This is a genomic window from Kitasatospora sp. P5_F3 (genome assembly GCF_054049135.1).
Window position 1 is genome coordinate 23,608 of sequence record NZ_JBFUMY010000026.1, and the last position, 23,549, is coordinate 47,156.

The window sequence follows — 23,549 nt, forward strand, 5'->3', positions numbered from 1 at the left end:
GGATCAGCCCGCGATCGGGGTGACCGGGGGTGCCACCTGGTCAGCAGGAAGGCTCTTCTCCACCGTCGGCTTCGCGGCCGCGCCGGTCCCGGTGAGCTTCACCTGGAACATCGGCTGCAGCAGTGCGTGGTCCTCCGCCCGGACGGTCAGCTTGCCCTTGACCCCCTCGAAGCTCCACCCCTCCAGCGCCTTCACCAGAGCGTCGGCGTCATCGGCCGAACCCTTGTTGGCCTCGATCGCGTGCACCACCATCTGCGCGGCGGTGAAGCCGTCGGGGGTGAAGATGTCCGGCTTGGCACCGGCCTTGCCGACGGCGGCAGCCATCGCCTTCTCGGCCTCCGTGCCGGCCGCGCCGTCGAAGTAGTGGTTCAGGAAGGAGATCTTCTCGCCCGCCGGACCGAAGAGCGGGTAGGAGGCCGCCAGGTCGAGGCCGGTCACCACCTTGGTCGAGGCGAAGACGTCCTGCTGGCTGAGCGAGGTCCAGAGCGCGGAGGCGGTCTCCCCCGCCCAGGCGACGTACAGCAGGTCGGGCTTGGCGGACTTCGCCTGGGTGGCGAACGGGGTGAGGTCGGTCGCACTCGGCGGCGCGAGCACCGACTCCACCGTCGCGCCCTGACCGCCCAGCACCGCCTTGACGGCCGCCACGTTGCCCTGCCCGAAGGCGTTGTCCTGGGCCAGCACCGTGACCTTCTTGCCCTTGGCGTCCCCGATGAACGAGGCCGCCGTACGAATGTCCTGGTACGACTGCCGGCCCGAGCGGAAGGTGTACTTGTTCAACCCGGTGACCTTGTCGGTGGCGGCCGGGCCGCTGATGAAAAGCACCTTGTTCTGCGCCGCGATCGGGCCCACCTGAAGCGCCACGCCAGAGGCGGTCGACCCCGCCAGGATCTTGTGCCCCTTGCCGATCAGGTCCTTGGCGGCGGAGACGGCCTTGGCCGGGTCGCCCGCGTCGTCCTGCTCGGCGATCTCGATCTTGTGGCCGTCCACCGCGCCGGTGCCCTTGGTCGCGTAGTCGAGACCGGCCTTGAAGCCCTCCAGGTACTGCTTGCCGTAGGCCGCCAGCGGACCGGTCTTCGAGTACACCAGGCCGACCTTCACCGGGGCCTTGCTGCCGCCCGCGTCGGCCGCCGTGTCCGACGAGGTGCCCGCCGTGCCGGCCTTGGCGCAGCCGACCACGGATACCGCGAGCAGGCCACCCAGCGCAGCGGCGAGCAGGCGCCGGCTCCCTCGGCGAACGGTCGGTCGCGCGGCCTGAGCTGCGGGTCTGGGGGTGCTGGTCGAACTGCGCATGATGGCCGACTCCTGACGACACGGCGGTGGTGGATTCCGGAACCGTAGGTGCGGCACCGGGCCGGCGACATGTGACGGGACGACGCAGCGTCAGCTGTCGATATGTGCCGGGCAGCCATATCCCCGGCCATCGCCCCGGCTCATGTGCCTGATCGACATGAGACCGGCCACCCCCATGGCCACGGCCGCCATGGAAGCCCCGGTCGGCTGCGGAGAAGGTGGTGGGCGCAGCAAGGTCCCGGCGCTCCCGCGGCACCGTCCCAACCCCCTCATGAGGTGACTGACTTGGACAAGGTCCTGGACTCCCCCGCCCGCGCGGTCGAGGACATCCCCGACGGCGCGACACTCGCCGTCGGCGGTTTCGGTCTCTGCGGCATTCCGAGCACGCTGATCGGCGCCCTGGTCGGTGCCGGCACCTCCGGTCTGCGGGTGGTGTCCAACAACTGCGGGGTGGACGACTGGGGTCTCGGCCTGCTCCTGCGGGCCGGCCGGATCGCCCGGATGACCTCCTCGTACGTGGGGGAGAACAAGGAGTTCGCCCGGCAGTACCTGTCCGGCGAACTGGAGGTCGAGCTCACCCCGCAGGGCACACTGGCCGAGCGCCTGCGGGCGGGCGGCGCGGGCATCCCCGCCTTCTTCACCCCGGCGGGCGTCGGCACCCAGGTCGAGGAGGGCGGCCTGCCCTGGCGGTACGCCGCCGACGGGAGTGTCGCGCTGGCCTCACCGCCCAAGGAGGTCCGGGAGTTCGGCGGCCGGCGGTACCTGCTGGAGGAGGCGATCACCGCCGACTTCGCACTGGTCCGCGCCGAGGTGGCGGACCGGCACGGCAACTGCGTCTTCAACGCCGCCGCCCGCAACTTCAACCCGCTCTGCGCCACCGCCGGCCGGATCACCGTGGTCGAGGCGGACCGGATCGTCGAGCCCGGCGAGCTCCCGCCGGACGCGATCCACCTGCCCGGCGTCTACGTCGACCGGGTGGTCGCCGCCGACCCCGCCGACCGCCGGATCGAGCGCCGCACCGTCCAGGCCCTGCCCGCCAACTCCACCACCCGCCAGGGGAGCTGAGCCATGACCGCCGCCACGACCACCACCGCCACCACCCGCGCCACCACCCCCACCCTCGACCCGCGCGACGCCCTGGCCGCCCGGGCGGCCCGCGAGCTCCGCGACGGCCAGTACGTCAACCTGGGCATCGGCCTGCCCACCCTGATCCCCGGTCACCTGCCGCCCGGCGTGCACGTGGTGCTGCACTCGGAGAACGGCATCCTCGGTGTCGGCCCCTACCCGCACGACGGCGCGGAGCACCCCGATCTGATCAACGCGGGCAAGGAGACGGTCACCGTCGCCGACGGCGCCGCGTACTTCGACTCGGCGTTCTCCTTCGGCATGATCCGGGCCGGCCGGATCGACGTCTCGGTGCTCGGCGCGATGCAGGTCTCCGCCACCGGTGACCTGGCCAACTGGATGATCCCCGGCAAGATGGTCAAGGGGATGGGGGGTGCGATGGATCTGGTGCACGGCGCCCGTCGGCTGATCGTGGTGATGGAACACACCGCCAGGGACGGCTCCCCGAAGATCGTTGACGAGCTGTCACTGCCCGCCACCGGCCGGGGCGTGGTGCACCGGATCGTCACCGACCTGGCCGTCATCGACGTCACCCCCGAGGGCCTCCGACTGGTCGAGGTCGCCCCTGGTCACACCTTCGACGAGGTGCAGGCCGCCACCGGCCCGAAGCTGCTCTGACTCCCGTACCGCGCAACGACGGCCGGGCCGCAGAGCCTAGATGGTCTGCGGCCCGGCCGCCGTCGCCGGCCTGACCGACCGTCAGCCCTGCTCGGCCAAGTCCGGCACCCGCCAGTCGATCGGCTCGCTGCCGAACCCGGTCAGCGCCTCGTTGATCTGCGAGAACGGGCGGCTGCCGAAGAACAGCCGGGCCGACAGCGGCGAGGGGTGTGCTCCCTGCACCACCACGTGCCGGGAGGTGTCGATCAGCGGCAGCTTCTTCTTCGCGTAGTTGCCCCAGAGCACGAAGACGCAGGGCTCCGGCCGGTCGCTGACCGCCGTGATCACCGCGTCGGTGAACTTCTCCCAGCCCTTGCCCTTGTGCGAGTTGGCCTCGTGCGCCCGCACCGTCAGCACCGCGTTGAGCAGCAGCACGCCCTGCTCGGCCCAGTGCATCAGGTAGCCGTTGTCGGGGGCGGGGATGCCGAGGTCGGCGTCCAGCTCCTTGAACATGTTCCGCAGCGAGGGCGGGGTCTTCACGCCGGGCTGCACCGAGAAGCTCATCCCGTGCGCCTGGTTGTCGTCGTGGTACGGGTCCTGGCCGAGCACCAGCACCCGGACCTTGTCGTACGGCGTGGCCGCCAGCGCCGCGAACTCCTGCCCGCTGGGCGGGAAGACCTGGTGCTCGGCCCGCTGCTCGGCCACGAAGGCCGCCAGCTCGCCGAAGTACGGCTTGGCCAACTCCCCTGCCAGCGCCCCCTGCCAGGACTCCGGCACCTCGAACCCGGCCACCGTCTCCACCAGCTCAGTCACAGCCCCACTGCCTTTCACCGCACACCCGAAATGACACCCCGAACGCTACACACCCGGACCGACATGACAGCGCCCCTCCGGTCACTGGAAACCCAGCCGACCGAAGGGGCGCCGAAACGAAACGCAAGCAGCCGTCAGACCAGCTCGATCAGATCGGCGATCGACTTGACCACCCGGGTCGGCCGGTACGGGAAGCGCTCCACGTCCGCCTCGGCGGTCAGACCGGTGAGTACCAGGATGGTCTCCATACCGGCCTCCATGCCCGCGACGATGTCGGTGTCCATCCGGTCACCGATCATCACGGCGGTCTCGGAGTGGGCGCCCGCGCTGTTCAGCGCCTCGCGCATCATCAGCGGGTTGGGCTTGCCGACGAAGTACGGGTCGACACCGGTCGCCTTGGTGATCAGCGCCGCGACCGAGCCGGTGGCCGGCAGCACGCCCTCGGGGGACGGGCCGGTCTCGTCCGGGTTGGTGCAGATGAACCGCGCCCCGTCGTTGATCAGGCGGATCGCCTTGGTCAGCGCCTCGAAGCTGTAGGTGCGGGTCTCACCGAGGACCACGTAGTCCGGGTCCTTGTCGGTCAGCACGTAGCCGGCCTGGTAGAGCGCGGTGGTCAGGCCGGACTCGCCGATCACGTACGCGGTGCCGCCCGGGCGCTGGCCCTTGAGGAACTTGGCGGTGGCCAGGGCCGAGGTCCAGATGCACTCCTCCGGCACCTCCAGGCCCATGCCGGCCAGTCGGGCGCTGAGGTCCCGAGGGGTGTAGATGGAGTTGTTGGTCAGCACCAGGAACGGCTTGCCGGACTCCCGCAGGCGACGGAGGAACTCCTCCGCGCCCGGAATCGGCGTGCCCTCGTGAATGAGGACGCCGTCCATGTCGGTCAGCCAGGACTCGATGGGCTTGCGCTCTGCCACGTGCGTGTCTCCCGAAATCGTGCGAGGTCGTGCGGATAGCGGTGACGGTGGTGCCCCGGAGAGCCCCACCAGGGATACTGCGCTGCCCCAACGGGGCACAGCCTAATCCGCACGCCTGCCCGACGGGAGCACGTCCCGCCCACCGGACGGCCCGCTCCGCCTCTCGGATCGATCCTCATGGCCACCTCAAGACAGTCTTAAAGGTTTCCTAACAGAGCTGAGGGTCCGTCAACTGCCAAGCAGCGCCTGGCTAGCGTACTTCTCAGCGACCCCCACCGCTGAAGGAGTACCCCCACCATGTCCGTTCGTCGCACCGCCGTCGTCGTCGCTCTCGCCGGCACCGCCCTGGCCGCCACCGCGCTCGGCACCGGCACCGCCACCGCCCACGGCTCCCTGCAGAACCCGCTCAGCCGGGTGTACGGCTGTTACCTGGAGAACCCCGAGCAGCCCAAGTCGGCCGCCTGCAAGGCCGCCATCGCCTACGGCGGCACCCAGGCCATGTACGACTGGAACGGCATCCGGATCGGCGACGCCGCCGGCCGCCACCGCCAGCTGATCCCGGACGGCCGCCTGTGCAGCGCCAACGCCACCGAGTTCGTCGGCCTCGACCTGGCCCGCAACGACTGGCCGGCCACCAACCTGACCGCCGGTGCGAGCACCACGTTCAAGTTCCGGGCCACCGCGCCGCACCGGGGCACCTTCCAGCTCTTCATGACCAACAGCAGCTACAACCCGAACCTGCCGCTGAGCTGGTCGAACCTGGACACCACCCCGTTCGCCAGCTTCACCGACCCGGTGGTGGTGAACGGCTACTACTCGTTCCCGGTGACCGTCCCGACCGGTAAGACCGGCCGTCAGATGATCTACGCGATCTGGCAGCGCTCGGACAGCCCGGAGGCGTTCTACACCTGCTCCGACGTGACCTTCGACGGCACCGGTACGGCCGCCGCACCGGCCGCCGTGGTCCCCGCCTCGGACACCTCCGCGCACCACGACCACGCGGCCGCACCGGCCGTCGCACCCGCTGCTGCCGCCGCCGTACCCGCCGCCGCGCCGGCCACCACCAAGCAGCTGGCCGAAACGGGCACCGACCGCTCCACCGGCCTGATGACCGCCGTCGGCACCTCGTTCGTGCTGGCCGGTGGCGCCGTCGCCGTCCTGCACCGCCGCCGCCGGATCGAGGGCCGGTCCGCCCGCTGACCTGGGCCGCCACCTCGTACGCGCCGTACCCGCCCGGGGCGGGGGTCGTGGTTGAGTAAGGGCATGAGCAGCACGCCCCGACCCCCGTTCCGTGTCGGCCTCGTCGGCTTTGGCCTGGCGGGCTCCGCCTTCCATGCCCCGCTGATCGCCACCACCCCCGGACTGCAGCTGGACGCGGTGGTCACCGCCAACCCCGACCGCCGCGCCCAGCTGCACCGCGAACACCCCGGCGCCCGCCCGCTGGACACTCCCGAGCAGCTGTTCGGCGAGGCCGCCGACGGCCGGCTCGACCTGGTGGTGATCGCCTCCCCCAACCGCACCCACGTGCCGCTGGCCCGCACCGCGCTGACCGCCGGGCTGCCCACCGTGGTGGACAAGCCGCTGGCCGCCACCGCCGCCGAGGCGGCCGAGCTGTGCCGGCTCGCCGAGCGCACCGGCACCCTGCTGTCGGTCTTCCAGAACCGCCGCTGGGACGGCGACTTCCTGACCGCCCGTCGGCTGGTCGAGGACGGCTCGCTCGGCCGGGTGCACCGGTTCGAGTCCCGGTTCGAGCGGTTCCGGCCCAAGCCCAAGGCGGGCTGGCGCGAGCTGGCCGACCCGGCCGAGGTCGGCGGCACCCTGTACGACTTGGGCAGTCACCTGGTGGACCAGGCCCTGACGCTGTTCGGCCCGGTCGAGTCGGTCTACGCCGAGATCGACGTCCGCCGGGACGGCGCGGCGGTGGACGACGACGCCTTCCTCGCCCTCACCCACACTTCCGGCGTCCGCTCGCACCTGTGGACCAGCGCGATCGCCGCCCTCGGCGGCCCCCGACTGCGGGTGCTCGGCGACACCGCCGGGTACGTGAAGTTCGGCATGGACCCGCAGGAGGCCGACCTCCGGTCCGGCCGCCGCCCGCACGACGGCACCCCCTGGGGCACGGACAGCACGCACGGCACGCTCGGCACCGACGAGTCGTCAGCCCCGTACCCCACCACCCCCGGCGACTACCCGGCCTACTACGCGGGCATCGCCGCCGCCCTCGCCGACGGCACCCCGCCCCCGGTCGACCCGCGCGACGCCGTCGCCACCCTCGCCGTGCTGGAGGCCGCCCGGAACTCGGCGGCCATCGGCAGCACCGTGCAGCTGCCCGGCCAGGGCTACTGACCGGCGACCGGTCTGCGTAGGATGACCCCGAAGTAGGAAGACCCGAAGCTCTCAGCCCCGCACCGAAGGAGGTCCGGCCATGACACTGCTCGCCGTACTCCTCGGTCTGGTCCGGGTGCTGACGGGTGATCAGCTGACCGGTTCCGGCGGCCTCGGTGTCGTCGCCGCCGCAGCCACCCTGGTCCTGTTGGCCGGGGTGGCGGCGGCTGCGCTGTCGACCGCCCGGCTGCTCGGGGCGCAGGCTCCACGGGCGGTACGGGACCGGGCGCTGCGCAGGCGCGCGTTCCGGTCCGCCTTCCTGCCCCAGCGTGATCCGGACGCCCGGGGCCGTCGTCGCCCCAGGGCACCGGGCGCGGCCCTGACGGCCGCCTGAGCCCGCCGCACCACTCCACCGAACACCGGCTCACCGGCCGTCCTCCGCCGACCTCTCGTACCCGAGTACTCGAGACCCCCGGAGGGCTCACCCCGTCATGTCCGTCTTCACCCTGCTCGACCCCGCCGTCGGCCTGGCGCACGACGCCGTCGCCGCCCTGGCCCAGCCGCTGCCGACCGCCCTGGCGATCGTGCTGTTCACCGTCTGCGTCCGCCTGTTGCTGCACCCGCTGGCCCGCTCCGCCGCGCGTGGCGAACGGGCCAGGCTCCGACTCGCACCCCAGCTCGCCGAGCTGGGCCGCAAGCACCGCGACAAGCCGGAGAAGCTGCGTGCCGCAGCCGCCGAGCTGTACCGCACCGAGGGTGCGTCACCGTTCGCGGGCTGCCTGCCGATGCTGGCCCAGGCGCCGTTCTTCATGGTGATGTACCGGCTCTTCACCACACCGAACGACCTGCTCGGCGCGACCCTGTTCGGTGTCCCGCTCGACCTGCACCCGAGCGCCGCGAGCGGTCCGGCCGAACTGATCGCGTTCGCCGTCCTGTTCGCGGCACTCGCGGGCCTCGGCTGGCTCGGCTTCCGCCGGGCCCGCCGGAACGTCACCGACCCGACCGCCCCGGGCGCCGCGCTGATGCCGTACCTCTCGTACGGCACGGCGCTGTTCGCGGTCCTGCTGCCGCTGGCCGGCGCCCTCTACCTGCTCACCACCACCGCCTGGACACTGGCCGAACGGGCCTGGCTGCTCCGACCGGTCCCGGCCGGAGAGTCCTAGCCCTGGTCCCACCCGGCAAGGTACTGGTCGATCTCACCGATGATCCGGGCCTTGCCGGGTGCGTCCAGGAAGGACGCCTCGACGGCGTTCCGCGCCAGCGCGGCGACGCCGGACTCGTCCAGGTCGAGCAGCCGGGCGGCGACCGCGTACTCGGTGTTCAGGTCGGTGCCGAACATCGGCGGGTCGTCGCTGTTGACCGTCACCAGCAGGCCCGCGTCGACCATCTGCCGGATCGGGTGGTCCTCCATCCGCTCCACCGCGCGGGTGGCGATGTTGGAGGTCGGGCAGACCTCCAGCGGGATCCGGTGCTCGCCGAGCCAGTCCAGCAGTGAGGGGTCCTTGACCGCCTGGGTGCCGTGGCCGATCCGCTCGGCGCCGAGCACCCGCAGGGCGTCCCAGACCGTCTCGGGCCCGGTGGTCTCACCGGCGTGCGGGACGCTGTGCAGACCGGCCGCCCGGGCCCGGTCGAAGTACGGCTTGAACTGCGGGCGCGGCACGCCGATCTCCGGGCCACCGAGGCCGAAGCTGACCAGACCCTCGGGCGCCAGGTCGACGGCCAGCCGGGCGGTCTCCTCGGCGGCGGCCAGGCCGGCCTCGCCGGGGATGTCGAAGCACCAGCGCAGCACCACGCCGAGTTCCTTCTCGGCCCGCAGCCGGGCGTCCTCGATCGCCTCCATGAAGGCCACGTCCGGGATGCCCCGGCTGACCGAGGAGTACGGGGTGACGGTCAGTTCGGCGTACCGGATGTTCTGCCGGGCCATGTCCTCGGCCACCCCGAAGGTGAGCGAGCGGACGTCCTCGGCGTCGCGGATCAGGTCCACCACACTCAGGTAGACCTCGATGAAGTGCCCGAAGTCGGTGAAGTCGAAGTACTCGGCCAGTGCGGCCGGGTCGGTCGGCACCTTGCTCTGACCGGCGTGCCGGGCGGCCAGTTCGGCCACCACGCGCGGCGAGGCGGACCCGACGTGGTGGACGTGCAGTTCGGCCTTGGGCATCCCCGCGATGAACGCCTCGATGCCACGCTTGCCCTGAGTCACCACTTCGTTCTCCTTCGTACGACGCAGACGCGCCATGCTAACCCGCTCTCAACCACCCAGCGCCACGGCCACGGTGTGGATCAGCAGCCCCGCCAGCGCACCCACCACGGTGCCGTTGATCCGGATGAACTGCAGGTCACGACCGACGTTGGCCTCGATCTTGCGGGAGGCGTCGTCGGCGTCCCAGCCCGCCACGGTCTCCGAGATCAGCGCGGTGATCTCGGCCCGGTAGGTCTTCACCACGTACCCGGCGGCGTCCTGCAGCCAGCCGTCGGTCTTCGCCTGCAGCCTGTCGTCGGTGGCCAGCCGTCGGCCGAACGAGCGCAGCCCGTCCCTGATCCGGCGGCGCAGCTCGCTCTGCTCGTCCTCGGCCGCGGTCAGCACCAGCGTGCGGACGGCCGACCAGGAGGAGGCGATCAGCTCCTGCACCTCAGGGCGGGCCAGCAGCTCGGCCTTGGCCCGCTCGACCCGGTCGATGGTGGCCGGGGCCTGCTGGAGCTCGGTGGCGAAGTCGGCCAGGAAGTTGTCGACCGCGCCCCGGGCCGGGTGCTGCGGGTCGTCCCGGATGTCGGTGACGAAGCGCATCAGCTCCTTGTAGACCCGCTCGCCGACCTGGTGGTCGATGAACTTCGGGGTCCAGCCCGGGGTCTTCTGGGTGACCCGCTGGACCACGTCCTGGTGATGCTCCGTCAGCCAGTCGTGCACCCGGACGGCGATCAGGTCCACCACCCCGTGGTGCCCGCCGTCGGCGACCACCTTGCCGAGCAGCCGCCCGGCCGGTTCGGCCACCGAGGTGGCGGCCGCCCGCCGGGTGACCGCCTCGGCCACCACGGCCTGCACGTCGTCGTCGTTGAGCACCGCGAGCACCCCGCGCAGCGCGGCCGCCGCCTCGCTGGTGACCCGCTCGGCACTGCCCGGCGCGGCCAGCCACTCGCCGAGCCTGCGGGCGATGCCGATCCGGGCCAGCCGGTCCCGGACCACCGGGGCGGAGAGGAAGTTGTCGCCGACGAAGTCGCCCAGCGACTGGCCGAAGGCGTCCTTCTTGGTCGGGATGATCGCGGTGTGCGGGATCGGCAGTCCGAACGGGCGGCGGAACAGCGCGGTGACGGCGAACCAGTCCGCCAGCGCACCCACCATCCCCGCCTCGGCCGCCGCCGCGACATACCCGGCCCACGGCCCGGCCCCGGCCGCGTCGGCCCAGGTGGCAAGACCGAACACCACGGTGGCCAGCCCGAGCAGCCCGGTGGCGAACAGCTTCATCCGCCGGACGCCCAGGCGCTTCTCCTCGTCGGCCGCCGTGAAGCTCACACCCAAGCCGACCCCCGGCCGGACCTTCTGATCGACGCTCACTCCGACAGTCTGCCCCGCCCGGCCCGATCATCCGACGATGCCACGTGCTTCTCCGGGACAGATCAGGGACACTGACCGCTTCCAGGGCTCGAACCGGACCACCGAGAGGTGTCACGCACGATGACCAGCTCCGACCGACCGATCCGCTGGGGCGTCCTCGCCACCGGCGGGATAGCCGCGGCCTTCACCGCGGACCTGCTCGCCGTCCCCGGTGCCGAGGTGGCCGCCGTGGCGTCGCGGACCGAGCCGTCGGCGCGCGCTTTCGCCGACCGGTTCGGCATCCCCCGGGCGTACGGCTCCTGGGCCGAGCTGGCCGCCGACCCCGGGATCGACGTGGTGTACGTGGCCACCCCGCACTCCGCCCACCAGGCCGCCACCACCCTGATGCTGGAGTCCGGGAAGGCGGTGCTGTGCGAGAAGCCGTTCACCCTGAACGTCCGTCAGGCCGAGCAGTTGGTCGCCGCCGCCCGGGCCCACGGCCGCTTCCTGATGGAGGCGATGTGGATGTACTTCAACCCGGTGGTCCGCCAGGTCGTCGAGCTGGTCCGAGACGGTGCGATCGGCGAGGTCCGGGCCGTGCACGCCGACTTCGGCTTCCCGACCCCGCCCGACCCCACCAGCCGGCTGCGCGACCCGGCGGCTGGCGGCGGCGCCCTGCTCGACCTCGGCGTCTACCCGGTCTCCTTCGCGCACCTGCTGCTGGGCGAGCCCGAGCAGGTCAGGGCGGTGGCCACGCTGACACCGGAGGGCGTGGACGAGCACACCGGTATCGTGCTCGGCCATACCGGCGGTGCGCTGTCGCTGCTCAGCTGCTCGCTGGTGGCCGGGTACAGCCAACGGGCCTCGGTGCACGGCAGCACCGGCCGGATCGAGCTACCCGCCGACTTCTTCCACGCCACCGACTTCGTGCTGCACCAGGACGGCAAGCCCGCCCAGAAATTCACCCTCGACCGGGGCCCGGGGAACGGGCTCGGGCTGGAGGCCGCCGAGGTGGTCCGCTGTCTGCGGGCGGGCCTGACCGAGTCGCCGCTGGTGCCGCTGGACGGCACCCTCGCGGTGATGCGGACGCTGGACGCCGTCCGGGCCCAGGTCGGGGTGCGCTACCCCGAGGAGTGAGACCCCGTCACGCGCCGAGCACGATCCGCTGAACGCCCGCCCAGCGCGCCGGGTCGGTGACCCGCCGGCCGTCGAGCAGCACCCGGACGCCCGGCAGGTCGGCCGCCCCCAGGGTGCGGTACTCGGCGTGGTCGGCCTGCACCACCGCCGCCTCGACCGGCTCGCCCCGGTGCGGCGGCAGGCCGAGCGCGGTCAACTCCTCGGCGCCGTACAGCGGATCGGCGACGTACGGCCGCGCTCCGGCCTCCCGGAGCGCGGCCACCAGCGGGAAGACGCCGGAGTACGCGGTCTCCTTGACCCCGCCCCGGTAGGCGGCGCCGAGCACCAGCACGCCCCGGCCGGCCAGCCCGCCGAGCGCCGCCGCCAGCCGCCCGACCGCGTACTCGGGCATCGCCAGGTTGGCCGCCCGGCCGGCCTCGACCACCGTCGCGGCCGGGTCGCCGGACAGATAGAGCCTCGGGTAGACCGGGATGCAGTGGCCGCCGACCGCGACGCCGGGCTGGTGCAGGTGGCTGTACGGCTGCGAGTTGCAGGCTTCGATCACCTCGGCGAAATCCACCCCGATCCGGTCTGCGTACCGGGCGAACTGGTTGGCCAGCCCGATGTTGACGTCCCGGTAGGTGGTCTCGGCCAGCTTGGCGAACTCGGCCGCCTCGGCCGAGCCGAGCGCCCAGACGCCGTTCGGGCGGGGCAGGTCGGGGCGGGGGTCGAAGTCCAGCACCTCGCGGTAGAACTCGACGCCCTGCCGGGTGGAGCGCTCGTCGATCCCGCCGACCAGCTTCGGGTAGCGGCGCAGATCGGCGAAGACCCGTCCGGAGGAGACCCGTTCGGGGCTGAACACCAACCCGAAGTCCGCGCCGGGCTGCAGGCCCGAGCCCTCGGCCAGCAGGGTGGCCAGCCGTCCGGCGGTGGTGCCCACCGGCAGGGTGGTCTCGTAGCTGACCAGCGTGCCGGGGCGCAGACCCGCTGCCACGGCGGCGGTGGCGGCGTCCAGCAGGGTGAAGTCCGGCCGGTCGTCGGGACCGGTCAGCAGCGGCACCGCGACCAGCACCGCCGCCGCCTCGGCGACCGCCGTCGAGGTGTCCGTCCGCGCCGTCAACTGCCCGGCGGCGACCGCGAGTTTCAACCGCTCGGGCAGATCGGCCTCACCGGGGAACGGCGGCCGGCCGTCGTTCACCTGCCGGACCACCGAGGGCGCGGTGTCCGCACCCAGCACCCGGTGCCCCTTCCCGGCGCACTGCACCGCGAGCGGCAGTCCGATCTTGCCGAGACCGACCACACAGATCGTCCGTCCCACCGTCAACGTCAGCTCCTGGTCATCCGGTTGGCGAACCTGCGCCAGCTCTGCCGTCGGCGCAGCTCACGCCTGGCCCGTTCCGGGACCAGGTCGCGCCAGAGCTGTCGGGGCAGCCCCAACCGTGGTGTGCCCCGGCCGAGTTCGTCCTCGATCAGCCCCCGGACCGCCCGGTACCGGTCGCTCCGGGCCAGCTCCAGCCGGAGCCGGTCGGACTCGGCCAGCTCAGCCAGTACGTCGCAGTGCTGGCGGACCAGCCGGCCCACCTCGGCCACCACGTGACGCTGCTCCGCCTCGGGCTGCCCGAGCAGCTCGGCCTGGAGCAACTGCGGTACGTCCCAGCCGAAATGACGCCGGTGCAGGGCCCTGCGCACCTCACTGCCGGGCTCGGTGAGCCGGTCGGTGACGGCCAGGATCTCGGTCAGCCCGCGCAGCCGGTCCCGGTGCCCGGAGCGCACCGTCGCGTTGGCCCGGTCGGCGCGCAGCACCGCGTGGTAGCAGTCGTAGTCGGCCAGCACCGAGACCCGCCGGGCCCGCAGCAGCGCCTGCAGGGTGAACGGCTGGTCGGAGTAGACCGGCAGGTCCTCCCGGCGGCGCAGCCCGTGCCGGACCAGCGGCTCGCGGCGGAACAGCTTGGTGTCCGAGAGCGCCCAGGCCAGCGCCGAGTCGGTGAAGTCGACCGAGGGCTCGGTGCGGTCGAAGATGCCCTGCGGAACCTGCCGGCCGCCCACCCCGACCATCCGGCCGAGCACCACGTCCGACTGGTACCGGTCGGCCATCGCGACCAGCCGCTCCAGCGCCTGCGTGCCGAGCCAGTCGTCCGCGCCGAGGAAGAACACGTAGCGCCCCCTGGCCAGTTCCATCGCCCGGTTGGTGGGCGCGGCCGGGCCGCCGGAGTTGGCCTGCCGCTCGACCCGGAACAGCCCCGGATGCTCCCGGGCGAACCGGGCCAGCTCGGCGCCGCTGTCGTCGGTGGAGCCGTCGTCGACCGCGACCACCTCCAACCGGCCCCGGCCGATGGACTGTTCGACCAGCGAGGTCAGACAGGCCGTCAGGTACGGCATGGTGTTGTAGACCGCGATCACCACGGTGACGTCGGGGGTGCTCATCGGACCAGCACTCATCGGGCCACCACCCCCAGCAGGCTCTGCCGCCCGGCGGCGGCCAGCACCGACTCGGCCACCTCGACCGTGTGCAGGCCCTCGGTCAGTGCGACGGTCTCGGCCGGGCGCCCGGCCACCGCCTCGCGGAACTGTTCGTGCTCGCTCATCAGCGGCTCCCGTTTCGGGAAGGCGTACCGGATCACGTCGCCCTCGGTCACTCCCCGGAAGGTGCGGACGGTGTCCCACTCGGTGGCCACCGCGCCGTTCACCTGGAGGGTCAGGTCGGCGGTCAGCGTGTCGGCGACCAGGCAGCCGCGCTCGCCGGTCACCGCGACGTAGCGCTCCTTCTGCGGGCTGAGCCAGTTCACCAGGTGGCTGACCATGGTGCCGTCGGCCAGTGTGCCGACGGCGGCCACCATGTCCTCATACGGGCGGCCGCTCTTGCGCACCGTCCTTGCCGCCACCGAGGCGTACGGCTGGCCGGTGATCCAGCCGGTCAGGTCGATGTCGTGGGTGGCCAGGTCCTTGACCACCCCGACATCGGCGATCCGGCGCGGGAACGGGCCCTGACGGCGGGTCGACACCTGGTACACCTCGCCGAGTTCGCCACTCGCCAGCCTGGCCCGGAGCTGCTGGAGGGCCGGGTTGTAGCGCTCCACGTGGCCCACCCCGGCGACCTGGCCCCGGAAGGCGTCCACCAGCCGGCGGGCGGCCCGGGCGTCGTGCGCGAGTGGCTTCTCGATCAGCGCGGGCACTCCGGCGACGGCCAGCCGGAGGCCGATGCTCTCGTGCTGGGCGGTCGGGCAGGCCACCACCGCGTAGTCGACGCCCAGCGCGAGCAGATCGTTGAGGTCGGCCAGCACCGGGACGCCACCCGGCGCGGTGCCGCCCGCCGGGTCCACCACGCCGACCAGTTCGACCCCGGCCAGCTCGCCCAGCACCCGGGCGTGGTTGCGTCCCATCGCGCCGAGGCCGATCAGCCCGGCCCGCMGCGGCCGCCCGCGCCCGGTGCCTCTGCCATCAGACCGCACGCCGCACCGCCCGTACCACCAGGGCCAGTTCGGCCTCCGACAGGGTGGGATGCACCGGCAGCGCGACCACCTCGGCCGCCGCCCGCTCGGTCTCCGGCAGCTCCCACCGCCCCGGGTAGGGCGGCAACCGGTGGATCGGCACCGGGTAGTACACCTCGGACCCCACCCCGGCCTCGGCCAACTCCCGCCGGAACCGGTCCCGTTCGGCGCGCACCCGGACGGTGTACTGGTGGTAGACGTGCCGGGCCCCGGCCGCCACCGGCGGGAGGCCGAGACCGGTGGCGGCCAACTCCCGGTCCAGCAGGGCGGCGTTGGCCCGGCGGCGCTCGGTCGCCTCCGGCAGCCGCCCGAGCTGCACCCGGCCGACCGCCGCCGAGACGTCGGTCATCCGGAGGTTGGCCCCGACGATCTCGTTCCGGTAGGGCTGCTCCATCCCCTGGTTGCGGAGCAGCCGCAGCTTCCGGGCCAGCGCCGGGTCCGTGACGGTGACCATGCCGCCCTCCAGGGCGTGCATGTTCTTGGTCGGGTAGAAGCTGAAACACCCGGCGGCGCCGAACGAGCCCACCGGGCGGCCGTCCAGGGTGGCGCCGTGCGCCTGGCAGGCGTCCTCGACCACGGCCAGCCCGTTCCTGCCGGCCAGTCGGGTCAGCTCGGCCATCGCCGCCGGATGCCCGTAGAGGTGGACCGGGAGCAGCGCGGCGGTCCGCGGGCCGATCGCGGCCAGCACCGCCGCCGGGTCGAGGCAGAAGCTGTCCGGGTCGATGTCGGCGAAGACCGGCTCGGCGCCGACCAGCCGGACGGCGTTGGCGGTGGCGGCGAACGAGAAGGACGGCACCACCACCTCGTCGCCGGGCCCGATTCCGAGCGCCGTCAGCGCCAACTGCAGGGCGGAGGTGCCCGAGTTGACCGCCACGCAGTGCCTGCCGTCCACCAGCTCGGCGAACTCCCGCTCGAAGGCGGCCACTTCCGGGCCCTGGACGACCGACCCGCTGCGCAGCACCCGGACCGCGGCGGCGATCTCCGCCTCCCCGATCACCGGCCGCGCCACCGGCACCACCCCGGCGCCCGCCACCCCGGCACCGGAGCGGGCCGTCGGCACCGACTCCCCGACCAGCTGAGCCATCCGCGCGCACTCCTCACAAGCCTGTCCGGTGATCCGGAGTGTCAACGGTCCACGACACCCCGGAGTCACCGGGTCCACCCGGGCGAGTGACGGCTGTCGAACCCCTGGCCGACCGGCTCAGCCGATCGCCACCTCCGCGTACATCCGGGCGATCACGTCCTCGATGGCCGGCTCCCGGACCGACAGGTCGACCAGCGGGTAGCGCTCGGCCACCGCCGCGACCAGCGGGGCGGCGCTCTGCTCGGCCGGGAAGGCCAGCCACTGCCGGGGGCCCTCGACCCGGACCACCCGGGCACCCGGCACGGTGATCGCGGGCCGCGGCTCGGCCAGGTCGACCACCAGGGTGCGTTCGCTGCGGCCCGCCGTGTGCAGCCCGTCCAGGCTGCCGTCATAGACCACCCGGCCGTGGTCGATCACCATCACCCGGCCGCAGAGCTGCTCGATGTCGGTCAGGTCGTGGGTGGTGAGCAGCACCGTGGTGCCTTCCGCCCGGTTCACCTCGCGCAGGAACTCCCGGACCTTCGCCTTGCTCACCACGTCCAGGCCGATGGTGGGTTCGTCCAGGTAGAGCACCTGCGGGTCGTGCAGCAGCGCCGCCGCCAGGTCCCCGCGCATTCGCTGGCCGAGCGAGAGCTGCCGGACCGGGGTGTCCAACAGGGCTCCCAGGTCCAGCAGTTCGACGCAGCGCGCCAGGTTGGCCCGGTACCGGTCGGGCGGGATGCGGTAGATCCTGCGCGCCAGTTCGTAGCTGTCGCGCAGCGGCAGGTCCCACCACAGGGTGGTGCGCTGGCCGAACACCACGCCGATCCGCCGGGCCAGCCCGACCCGCTCCCTGGCCGGTTCGACCCCGGCCACCCGGAGCCGGCCCGCGGTGGGCACCAGGATGCCGGTGAGCATCTTGATCGTGGTGGACTTGCCCGCGCCGTTCGGGCCGATGTAGCCGACGCACTCGCCCGCGCCGACGGTGAAGCTCAGCCCGTCCACCGCGTGCACCACCCGCTTCTCCCGGCGCAGCCGTCCGGCCCGGGTCCGGATGGTGAAGTCCCGCCGGACGTCCTCGAGTTCGATCAGTGCCATGTCCAACTCCCTCTCTGGAAGCTCTAGTTGCCGGTGCCCCGGTACGCGCGCAGTCCGGCCCGCCAGGCCAGGCCGGCGGCCAGCACGCAGAGCAGGGCGGCCAGCGGAGAGGCGAACCGGAACGCCACCGGCAGGCCGAGCGGATCGGGTTTGCCGAGGATGTGCAGCGCGGGCAGCCAGTTCACGAAGGCGATCGGCAGCCCGAAGACCGTCCCGGCCACCAGCTCCTTGGCGAAGACGGTCGGCGGGTACTGGAGCATGGTGGCGCCGCCGTAGGTGAAGGAGTTCTGGAACTCGCCCGCCTCGCCCCACCAGAACTGCACGGTGGCGAAGCCGATGAAGATCGCGCCGAAGATGACGCTGCCGGAGACCAGCAGCACGGCCAGCAGCAGCACCCGGTCGGCCGTCCAGTGCACCTCGACCCGGGTAAGCGACCAGGCCAGGATCGCCGCCGCCTGCACCGGGCGGCCGACCCGGCGCAGCGAGAACCGTTCGGCACAGACCTGGGCGAGCGCCGGGGCGGGCCGGATCAGCATGGTGTCCAGGGTGCCGGTGCGGATCCGCTCGCCGAGCGCGTCCACGCTGCCGACCAGCATGTTGGCCATCCCGAGCGCGAAGCTCGACGTCCCGTACAGGAAGCCGAGTTCGCCCAGCGACCAGCCGCCGAGCTGCTCGGTGTGCTGGAACATCAGCAGCAGCACCACGAAGTCGAGCGCGGTCACCGTGGTGCTGGCGGCCAGCATCAGGACGAACGAGGCCCGGTAGGCCATCGTCGAGCGGGTCCACATCCCGGCCATCAGCCACCAGGAGCGCAGCGCCCAGGCCGCCCGGACCGTCAAGGTGTCACCCACCGTGCACCACCACCTTGCGGGTGGCCAGCAGTTGGACCAGTCGGCCGGCCGCGAGCAGCAGCACCGCCCAGGCCGCCTGGAAGCCCAGCGCACCGAGCAGGGCGGTGCCGGAGCGGCGCTCCAGGAAGACGTCGGTGGGGACCTGGATCAGCGCCGACCAGGGCAGCAGCCGCGCCAACTCGCCCAGCCCGCCCGGGAAGAGGGTGAGCGGCAGGAGCGCCCCGGAGAAGAACAGCGCGACCACCACCATCACCGAGCGCACCCCCTCGGAGTCGTGCAGCCAGAATCCGGTCAGCGAGACCAGGAAGCGCAGCCCGAAGCTGACCAGCACGGCGAGCAGCACCGAGACCAGGAAGGCCGCCCAGGTGTACGGGTGGCCGGGCAGCCGGATGTCGAAGGCCAGCACCCCGACCAGCGTGGGCGCCACGCCTCGCCCGATCAGGTGGAACGCGGCCCGGCCCAGATCGGCGGCCAGCCACCAGCCCATGAAGTCCACCGGCCGGTACAGGTCGACGGCGATGTCCCCGTTCCTGAACCGCTCCTGGACGTCGTCCTGGAAGCCGCCGCCCCAGACCGCGACGGTGATCAGCAGCGCCTGGCTGACCCAGATGTAGGTCACCGCCTGGTTGCTGTCGTAGCCGCCGACCCCCGGCCTGGCCTGCCAGAGCGCGAGGAAGGTGTACGCCAGGATGAACCCGAAGACGGTGTTGGTGAAGGCCCCGGCCAGGGTGGCGGCCCGGTAGGTGGAGTAGCGGCGGAACGAGCCGGAGGCGACCGCGAGGTAGAGCCGTACCGAGCCGGTCCCGGCCTTCCGTTCTGGTGGCCGGAGCCGCTGGGCGAGCTGCATTGTGTCTCCTTGTCGACTTTTGGGCAGGCCGGAGAGCACAGCCGAAGAGACCTCGGGGGCAGCCCCGAACGGCCCCGACCGGCTGACCCCCGGGGGTACCGGGGACTGCGGGCGGAGCTGCGTCTGTCCTGCTGCGCTATGTGGTTGTCACCTTTCAAAGTACCGCCGGTCCGGTTCTGGCGCAGCCGAATTACCGGTGGCCACGCCTCGTCAAACCCATCTGATGGCGGATCAGATCCCACATAATTCCCCCATGAGCCAGCAGCTGGACCTGCCGCCCGCACCCGACAGCCTCGAGTGGGAGGACCGCGCCGAGGGCTCCCGACGTGACCGCCGCKGGGCCCGGCGGACCGCCCGCAAGGCCCGGCGGCGGTCACTGCCCTGGTGGCGGCGGGTGGTGCCGACCTGGCGGATGGTGGTCGGCGGACTGCTCGGGCTGGTGCTGCTCGCCCTGGCGGGCTTCGTCACGCTCTACCTGATCGTCCCGGTGCCCGGCCCCAACACCCAGGCGGTGGCACAGAGCAACGTCTACTACTACGCCGACGGCAGCACCGAACTGGCCCGCACCGGCTCGGTCAACCGGCAGGACGTGACGATCCGGCAGGTCCCGCTGGACACCCAGCACGCGGTGGTCTCCGCCGAGGACCGCACCTTCTACCGGAACAAGGGCATCGACCTGCGCGGCATGGTCCGGGCAGCCTGGCACAACGTCAGAAACGCGTCCGCCACGGGCAAGGGCACCCAGGGCGGCTCCACCATCACCCAGCAGTACGTGAAGAACTACTACCTGACCCAGGACCAGACCGTGGCCCGCAAGGTCAGGGAGCTGTTCATCTCCCTCAAGGTGGACCAGCAGCAGAGCAAGGACGAGATCCTGGCCGGCTACCTCAACACCAGCTACTTCGGCCGCAACGCGTACGGCATCCAGACCGCCGCCAAGGCCTACTACGGCGTGGACGTCTCCCGGCTGACCACCGCTCAGGGCGCCTACCTGGCCGCCCTGTTGCAGGCGCCGAGCGCCTACGACGTGAAGAACAGCACGCCGGCCAACCAGGCCAAGGCGCTGGCCCGCTGGAACTACGTCCTGGACGGCATGGTCCAGCTCGGCTTCCTGGACGCCGCCACCCGGGCCGCCACCACCTTCCCCGAGCCGATCGACCCGCAGCCCGTCACCGGCCTGAGCGGCCAGGCGGGCTACCTGGTGGACATCGCCGACGACTACCTGACCAGCAGCAACGTGCTGGACGCCGCCACCCTGAAGGCCGGCGGTTGGAAGATCACCACCACCTTCGACAAGCCCAGGCAGGACGCCTTCGTGCAGGCCGTCCAGCAGGAGCTGACCGCCGAACTCGACCCCGCCGCCCGGCCGGAGACCGACACCGCCGTCCGGGTCTCCGGCGCCTCGGTCGAACCGGGCACCGGGCGGATCGTCGCGGTCTACGGCGGCCCGGACTACGCCAAGCAGCAGTACAACGACGCGCTCCGGCAGGACAACCAGGTCGGCTCCACCTTCAAACCGATCGACCTGGCGGCCGGCCTGGACGGCGAGCACAGCACCCAGGACGGCCGCCCGATCACCACCCAGACCGTGTACGACGGCAGCAGCCGCCGCCCGGTGGTCGGCGGGCCCACCGCGTACGCGCCTCCCAACGAGGACGATGTCGACTACGGCTCGGTGACCCTGCGGTTCGCCATGATGAAGTCGGTCAACTCGGTCTACGCCCAGGAGGGCGTGGACGCCGGCCTCGAGCACGTCCGGCAGACCGCGATCCGGCTCGGCCTCCCCGACTCCGTGCCGGGCATGGCCCCGGCCAACACCTCGATGACCCTGGGCACCGCCACACCGAGCGCGATCGACCTGGCCTCGGCGTACGCCACCCTGGCCAACCACGGCCAGGCGTTCACCCCGTGGGCCGTGCTCAAGCTGGAACGCTCCGGCGGCTACTCCGACCTGCTCGAACTCCCCGCCCACCCGGCCCGCGCCGCCGTCGGCCGGGGCACCGCGGATGCCGTCACCGACGTGCTGGAGGACGTGATCAGCCCCGCCGGCACCGGCGCCCGGGCCCTCGGCCTGGGCCGCCCGGCGGCCGGCAAGACCGGCACCACCGACAACAACCGCTCCGCCTGGTTCGCCGGGTACACCCCCGAACTCACCACCGTGGTGGGCCTGTTCCGCGAGGACCCGAAGACCCACGCCAAGCTGTCGCTGGCCGGCACCGCCGGCTACAGCCGAATCAACGGCGGCGCCTTCCCGACCGAGATCTGGACCAGCTACATGACCACCGCCCTCCGCGGCACCCCGGTCCAGCAGTTCGACCTCCGCCCCAGCCGGGGCAACACCCAGCCCAGCGCCCCCGCCTCACCCACCGTCAGCCCCACCCCGCCCCCGACCCCGAGCCCTACCCCGAGCCCGAGCCCGACACCGCTCCGGACACCGACCCCCACCCCGTCACCCTCACCGTCGCCCTCCCCCAGCGGCTCCCCCACCCCCGGCCGGAGCCCGAGCCCGGGCGGCTCCGCACTGCCGAGCCCGTAGCGCCGGTGGGACAATGGCTGCAAGCGTCACGCCATGGACCAGGAGGTGTGGATCATGGGACAGGCACGTGAGGTCATGGACCGGTACACCGAGGCGATCACCAAGGCCGATCTGGACGCCGTCGCCGACTGCTTTGCGGAGGACGCCGTCGCCTACACCCCGGACCAGGGAGAGATCTGCGGCCGGGGGAACATCGTCACGTACTTCCGGGAGATGACCGACGCCATTCCGACCGCCGAGTTCGAACCCCAGTACAAGTACGAGGTCGACGACACCGCCATCGACGAGGGCTTCTTCACCGGGAAGAACACCGGACCACTGGCGCTGCCCACCGGCGACACCCTGCCCGCCACCCAGCGTGACGTCAGGCTCAGGGGCTGCGACCTCGCCACGGTCCGGGACGGGCGGATCGTCAGCTACCGGCTCTACTTCGACCAGATGGAGTTCCTCGGCCAGCTGGGACTGCTGCCGGACGAAGCCTGAGACTCAGAGGTAGAGGCCCGTCGAGCCCTCCGCGTCGCCGAAGCGCGTCGCCGCCACCGCGTGCAGGTCGCGCTCGCGCAGCAGCACGTACGTCGCGCCCCGGACCTCGACCTCCAGCTTGTCCTCCGGGTCGTACAGCACCCGGTCCCCCGGCTCCACGGACCGGACGCTCTGCCCCACCGCGACGGCCTCCGCCCAGGTGCATCGTTTGCTCAGCTCGGCGGTGGCCGGGATCAGGATGCCGCCGGTCGAACGGCGCTCGCCCTCGCTGCCCTCGGTCTTCACCAGAACCCGGTCGTGCAGCATCTTGATCGGCAGCTTCGCGCCCAGCCGGTCGTGCCGGGTCACCTCGTGCTGTTCGTTCCGCTCTTCGTTCACGCCTCCGACCGTACCCGCCCGGCCCCGGCCGCGTGACAATGCCCCGGCATACGGAAGGGCCGGACCCACCGGCCCGGCCCCTGCCCGTACAACCCGCTCAGCCGCGCCGACGCCTGCGCACCGAGGCCACCAGCAGCAGCACCCCGACGCCGACCAGCGCGGCCGGGACGATCCGCTCTTTGCGCGGCTGCCCCTTCTCGTCGGTGAACTGCGCCTTCAGCTGCTCCACCGCACCGCTCGCGGTGACGTACGCCCGCCCGGCCTTCTCCTCGACCGAACCGAGCAGCCTCGCCCTGGTCTGGGCCGCGATGGTGCTCGGGTGCACCCGGACCGCGAGCTCGTCCAGGGTCGTCGCGAGCTGGGTGCGGGTCCGCGTGATGTCCGCCTCGATCTGGGCGGTCGTCCGCGCCGCCTTGTCTGTCCCGGCCTTGCCCACTCGGGCCACCCCTTCACTGGTTGCGTCCGTCTGCGTCCGTTACGACAGGTGTCAGTCTGTCAGCTCGCCGCCCCGCCCGCGCAGCACCACCCACCAACGGGAGTAGGTTGGCCGCTGGTACGACCAACGAGTCCGCACGAGGAGAAGCCCCACCATGAGCGAGCGCCTTCAGGCCGGCGACACCGCCCCCGCCTTCACCCTGCCCGACGCCGACGGCAACCAGGTCTCCCTCGCCGACCACCTCGGCCGCAAGGTGATCGTGTACTTCTACCCCGCCGCGCTCACCGCCGGCTGCACCAAGCAGGCCTGCGACTTCACCGACAACCTGGAGGTCTTCGCGGGCGCCGGGTACGACGTGCTCGGCATCTCCCCCGACAAGCCGGCCAAGCTGGAGAAGTTCCGCGAGGCCGAGGACCTCAAGGTCACCCTGCTCTCCGACGAGGACCACGCGACGCTGGAGGCGTACGGCGCCTACGGCGAGAAGCAGAACTACGGCCGCACCTACGTCGGCGTGATCCGCTCCACCGTGATCGTCGACGAGCAGGGCAAGGTCGAGCGCGCCCTCTACAACGTCAAGGCCACCGGCCACGTCGCCAAGCTCCTCCGCGACCTCAAGGTCGAGACCGCCTGACGGCTGGTCAGCGCAGAACGAAGCGGTGG

The 23,549-nt window shown here is 72.2% G+C and carries 24 protein-coding genes; 10 read left to right on the forward strand and 14 right to left on the reverse strand.

Annotated elements, in window-relative coordinates; all coding sequences use genetic code 11:
- Positions 1-3: 3 nt before the first annotated feature.
- Complete coding sequence (locus ACXJMZ_RS17375; RefSeq protein ID WP_457030939.1) at positions 4-1,290, reverse strand: substrate-binding domain-containing protein; 1,287 nt, start codon at positions 1,288-1,290, stop codon at positions 4-6.
- Positions 1,291-1,575: 285 nt separating this feature from the next.
- Between ACXJMZ_RS17375 and ACXJMZ_RS17380 the strand changes: the two genes are divergently transcribed.
- Complete coding sequence (locus ACXJMZ_RS17380) at positions 1,576-2,355, forward strand: CoA transferase subunit A (RefSeq protein WP_457030940.1); 780 nt, start codon at positions 1,576-1,578, stop codon at positions 2,353-2,355.
- A gap of 3 nt (positions 2,356-2,358) precedes the next feature.
- Positions 2,359-3,033 carry a 3-oxoacid CoA-transferase subunit B gene (locus ACXJMZ_RS17385; protein ID WP_457030941.1) on the forward strand — a complete coding sequence of 225 codons (675 nt, stop codon included), beginning with the start codon at positions 2,359-2,361 and terminating at the stop codon, positions 3,031-3,033.
- Positions 3,034-3,114: 81 nt separating this feature from the next.
- Here the strand turns inward: ACXJMZ_RS17385 and ACXJMZ_RS17390 are convergent, their stop codons facing one another.
- Together ACXJMZ_RS17390 and ACXJMZ_RS17395 are read right to left on the reverse strand one after the other, a co-directional pair.
- Positions 3,115-3,825 carry a uracil-DNA glycosylase gene (locus ACXJMZ_RS17390; protein WP_457030942.1) on the reverse strand — a complete coding sequence of 237 codons (711 nt, stop codon included), beginning with the start codon at positions 3,823-3,825 and terminating at the stop codon, positions 3,115-3,117.
- 134 nt (positions 3,826-3,959) lie between these two features.
- Positions 3,960-4,739: an HAD-IIA family hydrolase gene (locus ACXJMZ_RS17395; protein WP_457030943.1), complete on the reverse strand. Its 780-nt coding sequence runs from the start codon at positions 4,737-4,739 to the stop codon at positions 3,960-3,962.
- A 297-nt stretch (positions 4,740-5,036) separates the two neighbouring features.
- Here ACXJMZ_RS17395 and ACXJMZ_RS17400 point away from each other — a divergent pair, with 297 nt between their 5' ends.
- From ACXJMZ_RS17400 to ACXJMZ_RS17415, 4 genes are all read left to right on the forward strand, one after another.
- On the forward strand, positions 5,037-5,939 hold the full coding sequence (locus ACXJMZ_RS17400) for a lytic polysaccharide monooxygenase auxiliary activity family 9 protein (protein WP_457030944.1): 903 nt from the start codon (positions 5,037-5,039) through the stop codon (positions 5,937-5,939).
- 63 nt (positions 5,940-6,002) lie between these two features.
- Positions 6,003-7,085: a Gfo/Idh/MocA family oxidoreductase gene (locus tag ACXJMZ_RS17405; RefSeq protein ID WP_457030945.1), complete on the forward strand. Its 1,083-nt coding sequence runs from the start codon at positions 6,003-6,005 to the stop codon at positions 7,083-7,085.
- Between the two features lie 79 nt (positions 7,086-7,164).
- The gene (locus ACXJMZ_RS17410; RefSeq protein ID WP_457030946.1) at positions 7,165-7,458 is read left to right on the forward strand and encodes a DUF6412 domain-containing protein; all 294 of its coding nucleotides are present in this window, start codon (positions 7,165-7,167) and stop codon (positions 7,456-7,458) included.
- A 97-nt stretch (positions 7,459-7,555) separates the two neighbouring features.
- Complete coding sequence (locus tag ACXJMZ_RS17415) at positions 7,556-8,227, forward strand: YidC/Oxa1 family membrane protein insertase (protein ID WP_457030947.1); 672 nt, start codon at positions 7,556-7,558, stop codon at positions 8,225-8,227.
- Here ACXJMZ_RS17415 and ACXJMZ_RS17420 read toward each other — a convergent pair.
- Positions 8,224-9,267 carry an adenosine deaminase gene (locus ACXJMZ_RS17420; RefSeq protein ID WP_457030948.1) on the reverse strand — a complete coding sequence of 348 codons (1,044 nt, stop codon included), beginning with the start codon at positions 9,265-9,267 and terminating at the stop codon, positions 8,224-8,226. The genes ACXJMZ_RS17415 and ACXJMZ_RS17420 overlap by 4 nt on opposite strands.
- Positions 9,268-9,312: 45 nt before the next feature.
- Entirely contained in the window at positions 9,313-10,614 is a 1,302-nt protein-coding gene (locus ACXJMZ_RS17425) for a DUF445 domain-containing protein (protein ID WP_457030949.1), read from the reverse strand.
- Between the two features lie 120 nt (positions 10,615-10,734).
- Here ACXJMZ_RS17425 and ACXJMZ_RS17430 point away from each other — a divergent pair, with 120 nt between their 5' ends.
- Positions 10,735-11,730 (forward strand): Gfo/Idh/MocA family protein, encoded by a 996-nt coding sequence (locus ACXJMZ_RS17430; RefSeq protein WP_457030950.1) that lies wholly within the window; start codon positions 10,735-10,737, stop codon positions 11,728-11,730.
- A 7-nt stretch (positions 11,731-11,737) separates the two neighbouring features.
- Here the strand turns inward: ACXJMZ_RS17430 and ACXJMZ_RS17435 are convergent, their stop codons facing one another.
- The 7 genes from ACXJMZ_RS17435 to ACXJMZ_RS17465 form a co-directional block, all read right to left on the reverse strand.
- The gene (locus tag ACXJMZ_RS17435; protein ID WP_457030963.1) at positions 11,738-13,027 is read right to left on the reverse strand and encodes a nucleotide sugar dehydrogenase; all 1,290 of its coding nucleotides are present in this window, start codon (positions 13,025-13,027) and stop codon (positions 11,738-11,740) included.
- 8 nt (positions 13,028-13,035) lie between these two features.
- The gene (locus ACXJMZ_RS17440) at positions 13,036-14,133 is read right to left on the reverse strand and encodes a glycosyltransferase family 2 protein (protein ID WP_457030951.1); all 1,098 of its coding nucleotides are present in this window, start codon (positions 14,131-14,133) and stop codon (positions 13,036-13,038) included.
- 11 nt (positions 14,134-14,144) lie between these two features.
- Positions 14,145-15,089: a Gfo/Idh/MocA family protein gene (locus tag ACXJMZ_RS17445; RefSeq protein WP_457030952.1), complete on the reverse strand. Its 945-nt coding sequence runs from the start codon at positions 15,087-15,089 to the stop codon at positions 14,145-14,147.
- A gap of 58 nt (positions 15,090-15,147) precedes the next feature.
- A complete protein-coding gene (locus ACXJMZ_RS17450; RefSeq protein ID WP_457030953.1) occupies positions 15,148-16,281 on the reverse strand; it encodes a DegT/DnrJ/EryC1/StrS family aminotransferase in 1,134 nt (377 codons plus the stop codon).
- 117 nt (positions 16,282-16,398) lie between these two features.
- The gene (locus tag ACXJMZ_RS17455) at positions 16,399-17,358 is read right to left on the reverse strand and encodes an ABC transporter ATP-binding protein (RefSeq protein WP_457030954.1); all 960 of its coding nucleotides are present in this window, start codon (positions 17,356-17,358) and stop codon (positions 16,399-16,401) included.
- Between the two features lie 23 nt (positions 17,359-17,381).
- Complete coding sequence (locus ACXJMZ_RS17460; RefSeq protein ID WP_457030955.1) at positions 17,382-18,209, reverse strand: ABC transporter permease; 828 nt, start codon at positions 18,207-18,209, stop codon at positions 17,382-17,384.
- Complete coding sequence (locus ACXJMZ_RS17465) at positions 18,202-19,056, reverse strand: ABC transporter permease (protein ID WP_457030956.1); 855 nt, start codon at positions 19,054-19,056, stop codon at positions 18,202-18,204. Before ACXJMZ_RS17465 ends, ACXJMZ_RS17460 begins: the two co-directional genes overlap by 8 nt.
- Positions 19,057-19,309: 253 nt before the next feature.
- Between ACXJMZ_RS17465 and ACXJMZ_RS17470 the strand changes: the two genes are divergently transcribed.
- A complete protein-coding gene (locus ACXJMZ_RS17470; protein WP_457030957.1) occupies positions 19,310-21,592 on the forward strand; it encodes a transglycosylase domain-containing protein in 2,283 nt (760 codons plus the stop codon).
- A 54-nt stretch (positions 21,593-21,646) separates the two neighbouring features.
- Positions 21,647-22,075, forward strand: a complete 429-nt coding sequence (locus tag ACXJMZ_RS17475; RefSeq protein WP_457030958.1) for an ester cyclase — start codon at positions 21,647-21,649, stop codon at positions 22,073-22,075.
- 3 nt (positions 22,076-22,078) lie between these two features.
- On the opposite strand, the gene ACXJMZ_RS17480 is transcribed toward ACXJMZ_RS17475, so the two are convergent.
- Both ACXJMZ_RS17480 and ACXJMZ_RS17485 read right to left on the reverse strand, forming a co-directional pair.
- The gene (locus ACXJMZ_RS17480) at positions 22,079-22,381 is read right to left on the reverse strand and encodes a GroES family chaperonin (protein WP_457030964.1); all 303 of its coding nucleotides are present in this window, start codon (positions 22,379-22,381) and stop codon (positions 22,079-22,081) included.
- Between the two features lie 169 nt (positions 22,382-22,550).
- Positions 22,551-22,889: a DUF3618 domain-containing protein gene (locus ACXJMZ_RS17485; RefSeq protein ID WP_457030959.1), complete on the reverse strand. Its 339-nt coding sequence runs from the start codon at positions 22,887-22,889 to the stop codon at positions 22,551-22,553.
- A 154-nt stretch (positions 22,890-23,043) separates the two neighbouring features.
- Between ACXJMZ_RS17485 and bcp the strand changes: the two genes are divergently transcribed.
- Positions 23,044-23,520 (forward strand): thioredoxin-dependent thiol peroxidase, encoded by a 477-nt coding sequence (bcp, locus tag ACXJMZ_RS17490; RefSeq protein ID WP_457030960.1) that lies wholly within the window; start codon positions 23,044-23,046, stop codon positions 23,518-23,520.
- Positions 23,521-23,549 lie beyond the last annotated feature (29 nt).